This is a genomic window from Streptomyces sp. SID486, from assembly GCF_009865385.1.
Taxonomy (GTDB): domain Bacteria; phylum Actinomycetota; class Actinomycetes; order Streptomycetales; family Streptomycetaceae; genus Streptomyces.
This window is the reverse complement of sequence record NZ_WWJT01000706.1, coordinates 1-15,890: the sequence shown is the minus strand read 5'-3', so window position 1 is coordinate 15,890 and position 15,890 is coordinate 1. Positions and strand designations below refer to the sequence as shown.

Annotated in this window: 11 protein-coding genes and 1 pseudogene; 4 read left to right on the top strand and 8 right to left on the bottom strand. The window is 74.9% G+C overall.

Features of this window, described 5'->3' with window-relative positions; all coding sequences use genetic code 11:
- Positions 1-248 (bottom strand): annotated as a pseudogene (locus GT045_RS40185) (hypothetical protein); the annotation flags it as partial.
- Positions 249-714: 466 nt separating this feature from the next.
- Between GT045_RS40185 and GT045_RS33120 the strand changes: the two are divergent.
- Positions 715-1,704, top strand: coding sequence for a helix-turn-helix transcriptional regulator (locus GT045_RS33120; protein ID WP_161336461.1), 990 nt, complete (start codon positions 715-717; stop codon positions 1,702-1,704).
- Positions 1,705-1,927: 223 nt separating this feature from the next.
- Here the strand turns inward: GT045_RS33120 and GT045_RS33115 are convergent, their stop codons facing one another.
- The 7 genes from GT045_RS33115 to GT045_RS33085 form a co-directional block, all read right to left on the bottom strand.
- Positions 1,928-3,274 carry an SGNH/GDSL hydrolase family protein gene (locus GT045_RS33115; protein WP_161336460.1) on the bottom strand — a complete coding sequence of 449 codons (1,347 nt, stop codon included), beginning with the start codon at positions 3,272-3,274 and terminating at the stop codon, positions 1,928-1,930.
- Positions 3,275-3,536: 262 nt separating this feature from the next.
- A complete protein-coding gene (locus GT045_RS33110) occupies positions 3,537-4,025 on the bottom strand; it encodes a methylated-DNA--[protein]-cysteine S-methyltransferase (RefSeq protein WP_161336459.1) in 489 nt (162 codons plus the stop codon).
- Positions 4,022-5,419 (bottom strand): DNA-3-methyladenine glycosylase 2 family protein, encoded by a 1,398-nt coding sequence (locus tag GT045_RS33105; RefSeq protein ID WP_161336458.1) that lies wholly within the window; start codon positions 5,417-5,419, stop codon positions 4,022-4,024. The genes GT045_RS33110 and GT045_RS33105 overlap by 4 nt, the downstream gene beginning before the upstream one ends.
- Before the next feature lie 138 nt (positions 5,420-5,557).
- A complete protein-coding gene (gene rsgA, locus GT045_RS33100; RefSeq protein ID WP_161293885.1) occupies positions 5,558-6,649 on the bottom strand; it encodes a ribosome small subunit-dependent GTPase A in 1,092 nt (363 codons plus the stop codon).
- A 275-nt stretch (positions 6,650-6,924) separates the two neighbouring features.
- Entirely contained in the window at positions 6,925-8,415 is a 1,491-nt protein-coding gene (locus GT045_RS33095; protein ID WP_161336457.1) for a cellulose-binding domain-containing protein, read from the bottom strand.
- 156 nt (positions 8,416-8,571) lie between these two features.
- Entirely contained in the window at positions 8,572-9,924 is a 1,353-nt protein-coding gene (locus tag GT045_RS33090; protein WP_161336456.1) for a radical SAM protein, read from the bottom strand.
- Positions 9,925-10,044: 120 nt separating this feature from the next.
- Positions 10,045-11,052, bottom strand: a complete 1,008-nt coding sequence (locus GT045_RS33085) for a hydroxyacid dehydrogenase (RefSeq protein WP_161336455.1) — start codon at positions 11,050-11,052, stop codon at positions 10,045-10,047.
- 109 nt (positions 11,053-11,161) lie between these two features.
- Here GT045_RS33085 and GT045_RS33080 point away from each other — a divergent pair, with 109 nt between their 5' ends.
- The 3 genes from GT045_RS33080 to GT045_RS33070 all read left to right on the top strand — a co-directional run.
- A complete protein-coding gene (locus tag GT045_RS33080; RefSeq protein WP_161336454.1) occupies positions 11,162-12,457 on the top strand; it encodes an FAD-binding protein in 1,296 nt (431 codons plus the stop codon).
- A 146-nt stretch (positions 12,458-12,603) separates the two neighbouring features.
- On the top strand, positions 12,604-13,848 hold the full coding sequence (locus tag GT045_RS33075) for an ROK family transcriptional regulator (protein ID WP_161336453.1): 1,245 nt from the start codon (positions 12,604-12,606) through the stop codon (positions 13,846-13,848).
- Positions 13,849-13,985: 137 nt separating this feature from the next.
- On the top strand, positions 13,986-15,890 hold a 1,905-nt coding region (locus GT045_RS33070; protein WP_161336452.1), incomplete at its 3' end, for a glycoside hydrolase family 2 TIM barrel-domain containing protein.

Sequence of the window (15,890 nt, the reverse complement as noted above, 5' to 3'; positions counted from 1 at the left end):
CCCGGCCGGGCGGGAGACGGGTCAGGTGCGGCCGGCGGCCGTCCCGGCACCGGACCCAGCACCGGACCCGGCTCCGGCGGCTCGCGGGTCGCCGCCGTCCGGCCCGCCACCGCTTTCCGCGCCGAGGCGAACCGGTCGTCCAGGGAATCGGGCGCCGCCGTGGGGCCCGTGTCCTCGGTGGAGTCGTCGTACAACTGCCCCCACCAGTCGTCCTCGTGACGGGCGGGTCTTCCCCCCTGCTGGCTCATGCCCTGATTGTCCACCGGCAGGGCCGCTGGAAAACGGGGCATCGGGAAAATCCGGCACATCGACCGCGTCGGACAGGGCGTGTCGAGTGAGTGGTGGAACAGCCGTACGAGGAAAGGTGGCCGGCCGCCGGGCGGCCCCACCCCCCACGGGAGGACCGCCCGGCGACGTCAGAAGTGGCCCGGCCCCGGATCCCCTTCGTGCGCTCGCGCACGCCCGGGCCCGGGCCACGGCATTCGGCGACCGGGCCACGCCTCGGCGGCACCGGTCGGACGGCCGGATCACGGCCGTGCTTCCCGGGACGCGGCTGTGAATCGTGTAAACGGCCGTGCGTCCCGCGGTGCTGCCCACCTTGGCAGACCCGCCGCCGGTACGGCGATGATGTCGGGCGGCGGGTTTGCGCCGTGGCCGTTTCCCGCCACGTCGCACCGCATCCGTTTGCTTGTTCGCGAGGAGGGACGCACGGCGATGCTGGCAGCGATAGGGCTGGACGAGACGCACGAGGCCGCGTACCGGGCGCTGGTGTCCGTGGGCGCGGCCGACGTGGCCGATCTGGCACGGCGACTGACGCTGCCCGAGCAGGACACCGAGCGGGCCCTGCGCCGGCTGGAGCGGCACGGGCTGGCGGCCCAGTCCTCGGCCCGGCCGGGCCGCTGGGTGGCGGCGCCGCCCGGGGTCGCGCTGGGCGCGCTGCTCACCCAGCAACGGCACGAGCTGGAGAAGGCGGAGCTGGCGGCGGCGCTGCTCGCGGAGGAGTACCGGGCGGTGGCGGCCGAACCGGCGGTGCACGACCTGGTGGAGGTGGTGACCGGTGCCTCCGCGGTCGCCCAGCGCTTCCTCCAGCTCCAGCTGGGGGCGGCCGAGGAGGTCTGCGCGCTGGTGACCGGCAACCCGGTGGTCGTGTCCGGCATGGAGAACGAGGCGGAGGAGCAGGCGGCGGTGCGCGGGGTGCGCTACCGCGTGGTCGTGGAGCGCGCGGTGCTGGACCTGCCGCACGGGCTGACCGAACTGACGGCCGCCCTCGGCCGGGACGAGCAGGTCCGGGTGGTGGACCGGGTGCCGACGAAGCTGGTGGTGGCCGACCGCTCGCTGGCGATGGTGCCGCTGACGTCGAGGACGACGGAACCGGCCGCGCTGGTGGTGCACTCCAGCGGGCTGCTGGAGTTGCTCGCCGGGCTGTTCGAGGCGGTGTGGCGGGAGGCGCTGCCGCTGCGGGTGGGGGCCTCGGGGGTGACCGAGGAGGAACCGGACGGCCCGGACGCCACCGATCTGGAGGTGCTGTCCCTGCTGTTGGCGGGGCTGACCGACGCGAGCGTGGCCAAACAGCTCGACGTCGGTCTGCGGACCGTGCAGCGGCGGGTGCGGCGGCTGATGGAGCTGGCCGGGGTGACGACCCGGATGCAGCTTGGCTGGCACGCCTGGGAGCGGGGCTGGGTGACCCGCGAGGAACGCCGCTGACCGACCCACACGCCCACAGACCTCGCCTCCCACCGGCGCCCGGACGCGGCCCGGCGCACACGCACCGCGTCACAGCCACGCCCGGTGGCCCGGGCAGAACGCCGCGAACCGGCGCCCAGGCCCGCCACCACCGCCACCGGCCACACCCCACCGCCGCCACCCACCACACCCCCACCGACCCCCGGACCACGGGCCGACGCTCACGTCCGCTCGGTCGGGCGGTTCAGTCCGGCGGCGTGGGCCGGTGTGTCCGGGCGGGGGCGGAGGGGCCGGTGAGCGGTGCGGGGGCGGAGGGGCCGGTGAGCGGTGAGGGGGTGACCGGTGGCGTGAGCGCCGTGGGGAAGATCGGCGGCGCGGCATCGGGGCGGCCCGGCAGGGCGGGGCCGGCCGGGCTCCCGGTCAGGGCGCGGCTGACGGTGTCCGCCACGGCGGCCATCCCGGCGTCGTTGAAGTGCAGATGGTCGCCGGGGTCGTAGGCGGGCAGGATGCGCACCGGGTCGGCCGGGTCCCGGACGGCCGCGTCCGCGTCGGCGACGGCGTCGAAGGCGCCGCCGGTGCGGATGAAGGCGTTCACCCGCAGCCGTACCGCCTCGCGGGCGGCGCTCCACGCGGAGTAGCCGCCGTACGGGGTGAGGGTGACGCCGACGACCCGGATGCCGCGGGCGTGGGCGCGGGCCACCAGCGTGCGGTACGCCTCCGCATAGGCGTCGGGGTCGCTGGCCTCCGGGGTGCCCTTGATGTCGTTGATGCCCTCGAAGACGACCAGGGCCCGTACCCCCGCCCGGTCCAGGGCGTCGGCGTCCAGGCGGGCGAGGGCGCTCGGGCCGGTGCCGTCGTGCAGCAGGCGGTTGCCGGAGACGCCGGCGTTGAGGACGCCGATCCGGTACACGAGGAACCGCTGGGCGAGCCGGTCGGGCCAGCGGTGGTTGGTGTCGGGGGTGGAGCCGTTGCCGTCGGTGAGGGAGTCCCCGAACGCCACGACGCTGCCGGCGGCGGTCCCGCGGACGTCGACGCCGGCGACGTAGTACCAGCGGCCGGTGGTGCCCGTGTAGGCGCCGCCGTCCTCGTCGTCCGCCCGGCCGGCGCCGGCCCGGGCCACGTAGTTGGTCTGCTGGGCGTCCCGGTGGTAGGTGGCGGGCCCGGAGTCGTCGGGGGTGTAGACGGTGACGAGCAGGTCGGCGGCCGGCGCTACCGGCAGCGGCACCGGATCGGTGACCACGTCGGCGCCGGGCGGGACGGTCACCTCGGCGCCGCCGTGGAAGGTGGCGGTGCGCAGGGTGCCGGGTACGGCGTCGGGGCCCTTGCGGCGCAGGGCGACGGTGACCGCGCCGAGGCGCAGGGGCCTGGTGCCGAGCCGGTTGCTCAGCCGGACACGGACGGAGCTGCCGCCGACGCTGACGTGGACGACGTTGCGGACGGCCGCGCCGGGCAGCGCGGCGGCGGTGCCGGTGGGCGCGGTCTCCCAGCTGCCGGTCCAGGTCAGCGGAGCCGGCTCGGCGACGGCCGGCACCGTCAGGCCCGGCAGCAGCGCCGGAAGGAGGACCGTGAGCCCCCGTACGACCTTGGCCATGTGTTGCCGCCCTTCCGCGTGGCCGTCGGAGGCGACCGTGCCACACGGCCGGCCCGCACCCCGGCAACGGCGACGGCGGTCCACCCGCTCGGCGCAACGCCCCGGCCGCCGGCGCCCCGGCCCGGCGGCGGGTGGCCCTCCCGGCCCGCGGGCGGCACGCCCTGGACCGCGGCGGGCGGCGGGCCGCGTCCGCCATATCCGCTACATCCGCCATGTTGGCTGCGTCCGCCATGACCGCCGCGTCCGCCGTGTCCGCCGCGTCTCAGGGGAGGACGCCCTCCAGGGTGAGCAGCCAGGTCTTGCGCTCAAGTCCTCCCGCGTATCCGGTCATCATCCCGTTCGCGCCGATCACCCGGTGGCAAGGCCGCACGATGAGCAGGGGGTTGGCGCCGATCGCCCCGCCGACGGCGCGAACGGCCGCGCGGGGTGCGCCGATCCGGGCGGCCACCTCCCCGTACGTGGCGGTGGCGCCGTAGGGGACCTCGTCCAGCGCGGCCCACACCCGCTGCCGGAACTCGGTGCCACTCGCGCGCATCGGCAGTGCGAACTCCTTCAGTTCGGCGGCGAAGTAGGCGGCGAGCTGGTCGGCGGCGGCCCGGAACGGCCCGGGGTCGTGCCGCCAGCCGTCCAGGACCGTCCGGCCGCCCTTCTGCCCGGGCACGGACAGCGAGGTGAGCGCGCCGTCCGCGTCCGCGGTGAGCAGCAGCCGCCCGACGGGGGTGTCCAGATGGGTGAAGCGGACCGTGGTCATCGGACGGCCTCCCCCGCCACGAGCAGATGCCGGACGCCGTACGACCGCCAGGGCCGCCAGCCGTCGGGGACGTCGACACCGGGCGGGGCGACGTCCGGATCGCCGAGGGCGCGGACGCGGAGGGTGGCGACGGTGGCGGGGTCCATGCCCGGCAGGGCGAGCAGGGCCTGTTCGGCGTCGTGCCGGTCGGCGCCGGGATCCAGCCGCAGCGTGCCGTCGGCGAGGGCGGCGGCCAGCGCGCCCAGCGGGCCCTCGGGCTCGGCCTCGGCGAGCACCGCGGGTTCGGGGAAGAGATGGGTCAGGCCGCCGTGGGGCGCGTCGAGCACCTTGCCGTACATGCGCACCAGCCGTTCGGCCCCGGCCCGTCCCGCCAGGGCGTGCACGGCGGGCTCCAGCGGGTCCACGGCGCCGGGCGAGCGCAGTCCGGGCCGGGCGGCGACCAGCGGGGCGAGCCGGGGGTCGGCGGCGAGCCGCTCGTCGACGGCGTACGGGTCGGCGTCGAGGTCGAACAGCCGGCGCAGCCGCTGCACGGCGGTGGTGAGGTCCCTGGGGTCGGTCAGGTGCAGCCGGGCGTCGAGCCAGCCGCCCGGGTGGGTGCCGGTGCCGGTCCGCGGGGTGCGGGCGCGTTCCTGGACGGAGGCGAGCGCGGTGCCGTACGGCAGCCGCAGGGTGCGCCGGTAGGTGCGGGTGCCGGGGGCACCGGTCACCTCCTCGACGCCCGGTACGGCTTCCCGGGCGAGCTGGTCGAAGACGGCACCGGCCTGGTAGGGGCCGCGGTGGGCGAGCCGCAGGGGGATGCCCGTGCCGGGCGCCGCCCGGCGGGCGGCCCGGTCGCGGGGGGCGGCGGACCGTACCTCGGTCGGGGTCGCCGCGTACACCTCCCGGACGGTGTCGTTGAACTGCCTGACGCTGGCGAATCCGGACGCGAAGGCGATCTCGGTGACCGGCAGCTCGGTGGTCTGGAGCAGCACGCGCGCGGTGTGCGCGCGCTGGGCGCGGGCGAGTGCGACGGGGCCGGCGCCGAGTTCGGCGGTGAGCTGGCGCTGCACCTGCCGGGAGCTGTAGCCGAGCCGGGCGGCGAGTCCGGCGACGCCTTCGCGGTCCACGACGCCGTCGGCGATCAGGCGCATGGCCCGGCCGACGACGTCCGCCCGGACGTTCCACTCCGCCGAGCCCGGCACCGCGTCCGGACGGCACCGCCGGCAGGCCCGGAAACCGGAGCCCTGCGCGGCGGCGGCCGTCGCGAAGAACCGCACGTTGTGCCGTTTCGGTGTCACGGCCGGGCAGCTCGGGCGGCAGTAGATGCCCGTGGTCTCGACGGCGAAGAAGAACACGCCGTCGAACCGTCCGTCCCGGCTGCGTACCGCCTCGTACCTGCTGTCCTCGTCCCTCACGGGTCCAGTGTGGGACGCCGGGGCACGGGCGGGCCAGCGGAAATCGGACGTGGAACTGATGGGTGCCGCCCGGCGGCGGCCGGACGGCACACCGGGACACCGCTCACCGGTGTCCGCGTCCGGCCGGGTGGGGAGCCGTCACCGGCGCCCCCGCTTCGCCTGCATCGCCGCCCTGCCCTCCGCCCCCTTCCGCTTCCAGTCCTTCTTAATCTCGGAGCGGAGCCGGGCGTCGGTCTTGGCCACGATCCACTGGTTCTCCCGCACGAGCTTGCGGTAGCTCTCCAGCCGCCGGACGGGCAGCTCGCCGCCGTCGACGGCGGATCGCACCGCGCAGCCCGGCTCCGTCTCGTGGGCGCAGTCGTGGAACCGGCACCGCTCGGCCAGCTGCTCGATCTCGGAGAACACCTGCCCGACCCCGCTCCCGGCGTCGTACAGGCCGACGCCCCGGAGCCCGGGGGTGTCGATGAGCACCCCGCCGGAGGGCAGGGCGAGCAGGTTGCGGGTGGTCGTGGTGTGCCGGCCCTTTCCGTCGACGTCCCGGGCGGCCTGTACGTCCATGACGTCCGTACCGACCAGGGCGTTGGCGAGGGTGGACTTGCCGGCGCCGGACTGGCCGAGCAGCACGCTCGTACCGGAGCCGACGAGCGCCACGAGCACGTCGAGTCCCTCGCCGTGCAGGGCGCTGACGGTGAGGACGGGCACGCCGGGCGCGCTGGTCTCGACGTCCTGCACGAGGTGGGCGAGGGTGACCGGGTCGGGCACGAGGTCGGCCTTGGTGAGGACGACGACGGGCTGGGCGCCGGACTCCCAGGCGAGCGCCAGGAAGCGTTCGACCCGGCCGAGGTCGAGTTCCACGGCGAGGGACACGGCGATCACGGCGTGGTCGACGTTGGCGGCGAGGATCTGCCCCTCGGAGCGCTTGGAGGAGGTGGAGCGGACGAAGGCGGTGCGGCGCGGCAGACACGCGCGGACGTAACGCGGGTCGCCGCCGGGGTCGACGGCGACCCAGTCCCCCGTGCACACGACCTTCATCGGGTCGCGGGGCACGACGAACTCGGTGTCCGCGCGGACGGTCCCGCCGACGGTGACGATGTCGCACTGGCCGCGGTCGACCCGGATCACCCGGCCGGGCAGCAGCCCGTCGGCGGTGTGGGGAGCGAACGCGTCGGCCCAGTCCTCGTCCCAGCCGTAGGGAGCGAGCGCGGAGAACACAGCAGAGGTGGAAGTCAAGGGAGACCCTTCACAGGGGTGGCCCCGGGCAGGCGCGTACGGTGCGCGGTGGGTTCAGCCGGTGGCCACGGAGGTGGACTCGGGAAGTTCCTGGATGCGGGCAGCGCCCGGCACAGTGACAGCCATCGGTCGACACCTCCTCGTTCTCGCTCGCGCGTGCGCACACCACCTCGGCGTGCCCGCCCACTGTAGCGGGTGGGCCGGACGGTGCGTCAAAGTATTTTCCGCGTGCCCGCTACGGCGGCGCCGTCCGCCGGGGCCTCTACCCTCCGGTCTCAACCGAGGGCGCAGGGTGCCCCGTTGAGGGTGAAGCCGGTCGGCGGGTGGTTCCGGTTCCGCCAGGTGCCGAGGAATCCGAAGGAGAGGGTGCCGTGCGCGGGGACCACCCGGTTGTAATCGGCGGCGACGGCGGTGACACGGGAGCCGCTCTGCCGGACCCTGGCGTCCCACGTCCGGCCGGCCTGCTGGCCGTCGCGGAAGGTCCAGGCCACCTGCCAGTCGGTCAGGGCCCGGTCGGTGGTGACGGTGACGGCGGCCTGGAAGCCGTCGGGCCACTGGGCGGTGACGTCGAAGGCGACCCGGCAGCCGGCCGGCGGTGCGGTGACGGGGGTGCCGGCCGGCGTGGCGCGGTGGGTGGCGGAGGAGGTGCCCTGGGGCGCGGGGGCGGGCTTCGCCCGGCGGTGCGTCCGCGGCGGGCGGCTCGTGACGGGCGGAGCCGGCGGTGAACCGGTGGCACGGGCCGCGGGTGAGCCGGTGGCGGTGGCGCGGGCCGCGGGGCGGGAGAGGTCGGGGCCGGTGACCGGCCGCCGGTCGGCCTGGGTGGCGGCCAGGTCGTCGTCGGAGCGGTCGAAGGGCATCATCGACACGCCGAGTGCCAGCGCCGACAGCAGCACCGCGACGGCGGCGAGCCCGCCGCGCAGCGCCCGGTTGCGGCCGTTGCCCTCCTCGGGATCGGCGGTGCCGGGATCGGGGCGGCCCGCGCCGAGGCGGGCCTCGGTGGCGCGGCGGCGGCGCTCCAGGTAGGCGAGGCCGCCCCAGCCGATGACGCCGTCGGCCAGTGCGGCCGGCAGTGCGCCGCCGTACAGGCGCAGGCAGGCCGCGGCCTCGGCGCAGCGCACGCAGGTGGCCAGGTGCCGGGAGAGGTCGCCGGGTGCCTCGGCGGCGGGCGAACGGGTCACCGCGTCCAGCAGACGGGCGTAGCCGCGGCACTGCGCGTCCAGCGGGGAGTCGAGGTGGGCGCGGTGGCAGCGGTCGCGGAACAGGGTGCGGGCCCGGTCGAGTTCCCCGGCGACGGTGTCCTGGTCCCGGCCGAGCCGGCGGGCCACGGTGGGCAACGGGAGCGCCTCCACCTCGGCCAGCCACAGCAGCGCCGCGTCCGCGTCCCGCATGTCCCGCAGGCCGCGCAGTGCGAGCGGGCGCCGCTGCGGCGGTCCCGCGAACCGGGCTGCGCCGCCGGAGCCGAGCCACAGTCTCAGGTCGGGGTCGAGCCTGTGTCCCTGGCCGGCGGCCTCCCAGCGGGCGGCGGTGTCGCGTACGGCGGTGAGCAGGGCCGGGATCGCCGGCAGCCGGGCGGCGCGGGCGCTCCCCCCGCGCGTGCTCACGGCGGCCCGGATCTCCCGCATGCCGAGCGTGAACGCCTCCGTGGCGAGCTGGTGGGCGGTCAGCGAGCCGGAGGTGCACAGGTCCGCGTACGAGAGCACCGTGTCCCAGCACTCCGAGAACAGCTCGGCCTCGGTGTCGTCCTGGGCGGTCGGCAGGTCGGGCATGGGACTCCTGCATCCACGAGCGAGGTCAACTCCCCAAAGGGACAAGGGGAGTTACAAGGAACCTCGCGGCAGGGCACAGAGCCTTTCACGTCGCCGACACAACTGACAAGCGGCCTGTTCACATCCGGTTACCGAGGGTGGCGGCGGGGGCGCGCCTCACGCTCCCGCCGGCACCTCCGCCGGCCCGTCCGGCTCCTGCACCGACGCGTCCGCGGGGAGGCTGTCCATGAAGGAGCTGACGGAGAACACCGCGCGGCCGGGGCCGGGCGGGCCGTAGCCGGGCGGGGAGGACAGACCGAAGTCCTCCATCGTCTGCCGGTACGCCTGGAGCAGCCGGATGTGGTACTCCAGCGGCGCGCCCTGCGGGTTGGCCTTGCCCAGCGGGGTGGTGGGCTCCGGGCACCACGTGGTGAACCGGGGCGTGATGCCGTGCGACATGAAGAAGCGCAGGCCCTCGGTGGTGGAGGCGATCGCCTCGTCGACGGTGGTGAAGCCGAACGGCTCGGCCATCTCCACGCCCGCCACGAAGTTCGGGATCACGTTGCGCGCGCCGAACACCTCGGCGGAGTCCAGGATCCGGCGGTGCCACTCGTCCCGGCCGACGTAGCGCTCCTTGCCGGGGCAGTACAGCTCGAACAGGCGGCGGTCCCACACCTCGAAGTTGGGGTGGTAGATCTGGACGCCGTAGTCCTTGAACCGCTGCACGTCCGGCTTGGGCAGGGCCTGGGCCACGACCTTGCCGATCCAGCGGCCCGGGAAGCGCTCCTCGATGGCCTTGGCGTAGTGCCCGTAGAAGTCGGCCTCGTCCCGTCCCGCCACCGTCTTGGTGATGGCGCCGCCGGTGAGGGTGTAGGCGGTGGACGTCTTCTGGGTGTCGTACCGGTCGATGATCTCCAGGGCTTCGAGGACCTCCTCGACGTCCTTCACCCCGGTGTAGGGCCGACCGGCCGCCTTGTGCTGGCGCCAGTTGTGGTTGATGTCGCAGTACTGGCACTCCTCCTTGGCGCCGAAGTACTGGCAGACCCGGAAGACCGTCAGATAGATCAGGTAGCCCCACTGGATGGTCGGCGCGACCTCCATCACGGACTTCCCGTTGGAGAGGGTGTGCCGGTAGTACTCGGGCATCGGAGGCACGCCGACGTCGGCGATGCGCTTGCCGTCGAGGTACAGCCCGAGCAGGCCGTCCCCGTCGGCGGCGACCCGGTAGGGCGAGGCGGGGTTCACCCGTACGGAGACGACCGTGCGCCTCAGGTCGTACGGTCCGCCGGTCAGGATGATCTCCTCCGGGGGCCGGCGCAGCGCGGCCTCGCCCAGTTCGGGCAGGGTGCCGTGGTCGAAGGAGAAGATGAAGTACGACTTCGGCTTGACCTCGCCGCTCTCGTTGTCGCTGAGGGCGGAGGGGTCGAAGGCGACGCCGCCCCGGAGCAGGTCCTCTTTGAAGACGGCCTCCCGCGGCACATGCGGAAACCGCTCCATCAGATCCTCGACCAGCGCGGTGCGACTGCCCATCCGTCTGTCTCCTCCCGGCTCAGGCGTACGTCTCCCACCGTATGCCCCCGTCCCCGGCCGAACCGTCCCGGGTCCCCGCACACCGCGCGAGGGCGCCCGGAACACCCCGGGCCACCGCTTTCAGGCCGTCCGCTCCAGTGTCCCGGGGTCGACGGTGTGCAGCAGGGCGCCGCCCGACGCCAGGCGTTCGGCCTCCTCCACCACCACGCGGCCGAGGCGGGCCACCTCGTTGCCGAGGGAGCCGGCCAGGTGCGGGGTGACGAAGGCGTTCGGCAGGCCGTACAGCGGGGAGTCGGCGGGCAGCGGCTCGGGGTCGGTCACGTCCAGCACGGCGCTCAGCCGCCCGGTGCGCAGTTCCGCGACCAGCGCCTCGGGGTCGACCAGGGCGCCGCGCGCGGTGTTGACCAGTACGGACCCGGTGGGCATCAGGGCGAGTTCGCGGGCGCCGAGGAGCCGGTGGGTCTCGGCGGTCTGCGGTGCGTGCAGGCTGACGACGTCGCAGGTGCGCAGCAGGTCGTCCAGCGGCAGCAGCGGTACGCCGAGGCGGGCCGCCTCCGGCGCGTCCACGTAGGGGTCGGCGAGCGCGACCGCGAGGTCGTGGGGGCGGAGCAGTTCGATCAGGCGGCGGCCGGTGCGGGAGGCGCCGACGACGCCGACGCGGCGGCCGTGGTTGCCGACACCGGGGAGGAGGCCGTCGTAGGGGACGGCGCGCCGTTCGCGCATCCGGTCGCGCAGGGCGAAGACGTCCTTGCCGGCCAGCAGGATCATGGCCAGCGCGTACTCGGCGACGGGCAGGGCGTTCGCCGCGGCGGCCGAGGAGACGGCGATGCCCCGCCGCCACACCTCGGGGCCGGCGAAGCCCTTGACCGAGCCGGCCGCGTGCAGGACGGCGCGCAGGCGCGGGGCCGCGTCCAGCGCCGCCGGGTCCAGGCGGGGGCAGCCCCAGCCGGTGATGAGGATCTCGGTGCGGGCGAGGGTCTCCCGCACCCGGGGCACGGTGAAGTCCTGCGCGACCAGGGCGGGGTCGACGTCCGTGCACGCGCGCAGCCGGGCCAGCAGCTCCGGCGGGAAGACGAGCGGCACGTTCTGCGGTGTCATGGCGAACAGCGCGCGGGGACGCTCGGCCAAGGAAGTGACCCTCCGGTTCGGTGACGCGCGAGCAGCAAGCGCTCTCCACCGTAGATCGCGCCGGATGAGAGGGTCAACGCACACGCAACTCTCCGGGAGGGCCGCACGGATGACCGATGCCGCGGGCGAGGAGTCCAGGGACGGCGCGGGCCCGCTGACCAACTGGGCACGGACCGTCACCTACACGGCGCGGGAGGTGCGCCGCCCCCGCTCGCCGCGGGAGCTGGCGGCACTGGTGGCGGGCAGTACGCGGGTACGGCTGCTGGGCAGCGGGCACTCCTTCAGCCGGATCGCCGATCCGGGGCCGGACGGCGTCCTGCTGTCCACCGCGGATCTGCCGCGCGAGATCGACGTCGACACGGCCGCGCGCACGGTCCGGGTGGCCGGCGGCGTCCGGTACACCGAGCTGGCCGCCGCCGTCCACGCGCACGGCCTCGCCCTGGCCAACATGGCGTCCCTGCCGCACATTTCGGTGGCCGGCTCGGTGGCGACCGGCACGCACGGTTCCGGGGTCGGCAACGGTCCGCTGGCGTCGGCGGTCCGGGAGGTGGAGCTGATCACCGCGGACGGTGCGGCGGTGACGATCGGACGGGACGAGGCGCGGTTCGCCGGGGCCGTGACCTCGCTCGGCGCGCTGGGCGCGGTCACCGCGCTCACGCTCGGCCTGGAGCCGGCGTACGAGGTGGAGCAGCGGGTGTACACCGCGCTGCCGTTGCGCGGGCTGGACTTCGACGCCGTGGCGGGCGCCGGGTACAGCGTGAGCCTGTTCACCGACTGGCGGGAGCCGGTCTTCGGGCAGGTGTGGGTGAAGCGGCGCACGGACCGGCCGCCGGTGGACTTCCCGTGGGCGGCGCCCGCGGTCCGGCCGCTGCACCCGGTGCCGGGCATGCCCGCGGAGAACTGCACCGCGCAGCTGGGTGTGCCCGGACCGTGGCACGAGCGTCTGCCGCACTTCCGGGCGCGGTTCACGCCGAGCAGCGGTGCGGAGATCCAGTCGGAGTACCTGCTGCCGCGGGCGGCGGCGGTCGACGCGCTGGCCGCGGTCGCCGGTGTCCGGGAGGTGGTCGCCGGCGTGCTGCGGACCTGCGAGGTGCGTACGGTCGCCGCCGACGACCAGTGGCTCGGACCGGCGTACGGGCGGGACTCGGTCGCCCTGCACTTCACCTGGGTGCGCGACGAGGCGGCGGTGCTGCCGGTGGTGCGGCGGCTGGAGGAGGTGCTCACGCCGTTCGGCCCGCGCCCGCACTGGGGGAAGGTCTACGGCATCCCGCCGGCGGTCCTGCGCGGGCGGTATCCGCGGCTCGCGCGCTTCCGTGCGCTGGTCCGCTCCCTGGACCCCGGGGGTACGTTCACCAACGCCTTCGTACGGGACCTCCTGGACGCGGGGGGCGAGGGAGACGCGTGAGGGGGACGTGGACGTGGACGCCGCCGGACTTCGTCCGGCCCCTTTCCTAACCCTTGTCGAAAGCCCTCCCGGCCCATAGCCTGGCCTTCCGCGCCGGTGCCGACGCCGCCCCGGCCTGGTCCGCACGGGTGGGGAGTGGCAGCCGCGTGAAACGCACATCACGGGACATCCGTACCGCGAACCGCTACGAGGTGCTGCGCCAGATCATCGCCGAGTCTCCCACGTCCCGCCAGGAGCTGGCGGTGGCCACCGGGCTGAGTCTCGCCACGGTGGCCACGCTCGTCGGTGAGCTGCTGGACCTGGGACTGATCACCGAGGTGGGGTTCGAGGACTCGGCCGGAGGCCGCCCCCGGGGACTGGTCGCCGTGGACGCGCCGGGAGGCGCGCTGGTCGGAGTGGACGTCGCGGAGACGTACCTCCACGTCGAGCTGTTCGACCTGGCGCTGAACGTGCTGGCCCGGGCCGACGAGGACATGCGGCCCGGGGAGAGCCGGCCCGAGCAGGTCGCCGCCCGGATCGCCGCGGGCGTCGCCTCGGTGGTCGCCCGGTCCGGCGTCGAACCGGCGCGGGTGCTCGGCGTGGGGGTGAGCGTGCCGGGGCAGGTGGACCGGGACGCCGGTGTCGCCGAGTACGCGCCCAACTGGGGCTGGCACGACGTACCGCTGCGCGACCTGCTCGCCGAGCACATCGGCCACCCCCTGTACCTGGACAACCCGTTGCGCGCCTGCATGGTGGCGGAGCTGTGGTTCGGGGCGGCACGGGGACGCGGGGACGCCGTGGTCGTCAACCTCGGCACCGGGGTCGGCGCCGGACTGGCGCTCGGCGGCGGGCTGCACCGGGGCGTGAGCAACAGCGCCGGTGAGTGGGGGCACACCACGCTCGTGCTGGACGGCCGGCGGTGCCACTGCGGCGGCCAAGGCTGCGTGGAGACGTACGTCGGGGCGCCCGGCATCATGCAGAACCTGCGCGAACTCAGCCCGGATTCCGCCCTGCTGCACTCCGCGGACCAGACCGCCACCATCGACGCGCTGGCCCGCGCGGCCGCCGAGGACGACCCGGTCGCCCTCAAGGTCGTGCACGAGACCGCCCGTTACCTCGGCGCGGGCATCTCCGACCTGATCAACCTGCTCAACCCCGAGGTGGTCGTGCTGAGCAGCTGGGTGGCCGCCCGGCTGGGCGAGCCGCTGCTCCGGGAGGTCCGGCAGGCGGTGGCGCGGCACGCGCTGCGCCGGCCGCTGGCCGCCACCGAGATCGTCCTCTCCCCGATCCCCACCGACCCGGTGTCGCTCGGCGCGGCCACGTTCGCGCTGGAGGGTGCCCTGGGGTCGGCCGGGCAGCGGACAGCCAGACGCATGGCCACCGCGAGGAGCCGCACCGCACCGCCTTCATGACTCCGGAGAGGATGCGGCGCGTCCGGGCCGCGCACCGGAAGCCCGCTCCCGCCGGCCCGAGCGGCCACCACCGCCGCGGGCCGCCACCACCGCCTCGCCCGACTCCTCCCCTTCGCGTACGCCGAGCTAGGAGACCCATGTCGCTTCGCACCACCACCGCGTACATCGAGGACGTCTCCCCGGGTACCGGGGCGCTGCCGCCCCGGGCCTGGTACGCCTCCTCCGACGCCCCCTCCCTCCGCCTCGATGGCGACTGGCGCTTCCGGCTGTCGGACACGGCCGACGCCGAGGACGACTCCTTCGCGGCGCCGGGGTACGACGCCGGGGACTGGGCGCGGATCGCGGTTCCCGGGCACTGGGTGCTCCAGGGCCACGGCTCCCCCGTCTACACCAACCACCTCTATCCGTTCCCCGTGGACCCGCCCCGGGTGCCGACCGAGAACCCGACCGGTGACCACCTGCGCGTGTTCGACCTCCCCGCCCACTGGCCCGCGGACGGCGACGCCGAGCTCCGGTTCGACGGTGTGGAGTCCTGTGCCCGGGTGTGGCTGAACGGCACGGAACTCGGCGAGTTCAAGGGCTCCCGGCTCCCGCACGAGTTTTCGGTCGGACATCTGCTCAGGCCGGCCGGCAACGTGCTGGCGGTCCGGGTGCACCAGTGGTCGGCCGGCTCGTACCTGGAGGACCAGGACCAGTGGTGGCTGCCCGGCATCTTCCGGGGCGTCACCCTGCTGCACCGGCCGGCGCACTGCGTCCGCGACTTCTTCGTGCACGCCTCCTACGACCACACCACCGGTGAGGGCACGCTGCGTGTCGACTCCGACGAGGCCGGCCGGGTGACCGTCGCGGATCTCGGCGTCGACGTCGCCACCGGGGAGCCGGTGACGCTGCCGGTCGAGCCGTGGTCGGCGGAGACACCGAGGCTGTACGACGGCGTGCTGGCCACCGGAGGCGAACGGGTGCCGCTGCGCATCGGCTTCCGCACGGTCGCGACGGCGGACGGGCTGATCACGGTGAACGGCCGCCCGGTGCTCTTCAAGGGCGTCAACCGGCACGAGTGGCACCCCGAGCGGGGCCGGGCCCTCGACCTCGCGACCATGCGGGAGGACGTGCTGCTGATGAAGCGGCACAACGTCAACGCCGTCCGCACCTCCCACTACCCGCCGCACCCCGCCTTCCTCTCGCTCTGCGACGAGCTGGGCCTGTGGGTGATCGACGAGTGCGACCTGGAGACGCACGGCTTCACCGAGCAGGGCTGGCGGGACAACCCCGTGGACGACGACCGCTGGACACCGGCCCTGCTCGACCGCGCGGCCCGCATGGTCGAGCGGGACAAGAACCACCCGTCGGTCGTGATCTGGTCCCTGGGCAACGAGGCCGGCACCGGCCGGGGGCTGACGGCGATGGCCGAGTGGGTGCACGGCCGGGACCCCGCACGGCCGGTGCACTACGAGGGCGACCCGAACTGCCGTGACACGGACGTCTACTCGCGCATGTACGCGGATCACGCCGAGGTCGAGCGGATCGGCCGCGGTCTGGACGGCGGCCCGCACCGGCGCCGGCGACTCCCCTTCATCCTCTGCGAGTACGCGCACGCGATGGGCAACGGCCCCGGCGGCCTCGCCGACTACCAGAGGCTCTTCGACGCCCACGACCGGCTGCAGGGCGGCTTCGTCTGGGAGTGGATCGACCACGGCATCGCCCATCCCCGGCTGGGCTTCGCCTACGGCGGGGACTTCGGCGAGGAGCTGCACGACGGCAACTTCGTCTGCGACGGCCTGCTCTTCCCGGACCGCCGGCCCTCCCCCGGGCTGACCGAGTACAAGAAGGTGATCGAACCGGTCGGGATCACGGGCGACGGCCGGGACGGCACGGTCCGCGTCACCAACAAGCACGACTTCGCCGACCTGTCGGCGCTGGCCTTCTCGTGGTCGTACGAGGTCGAGGGCGAGCCGGTGGGGTCCGGCACGCTGCCGGTGCCCGCGCTGGCGCCCGGCGCGTCCGCCGACGTCGAGCTGCCCGCGCCGCCGCCCGGCGCACCA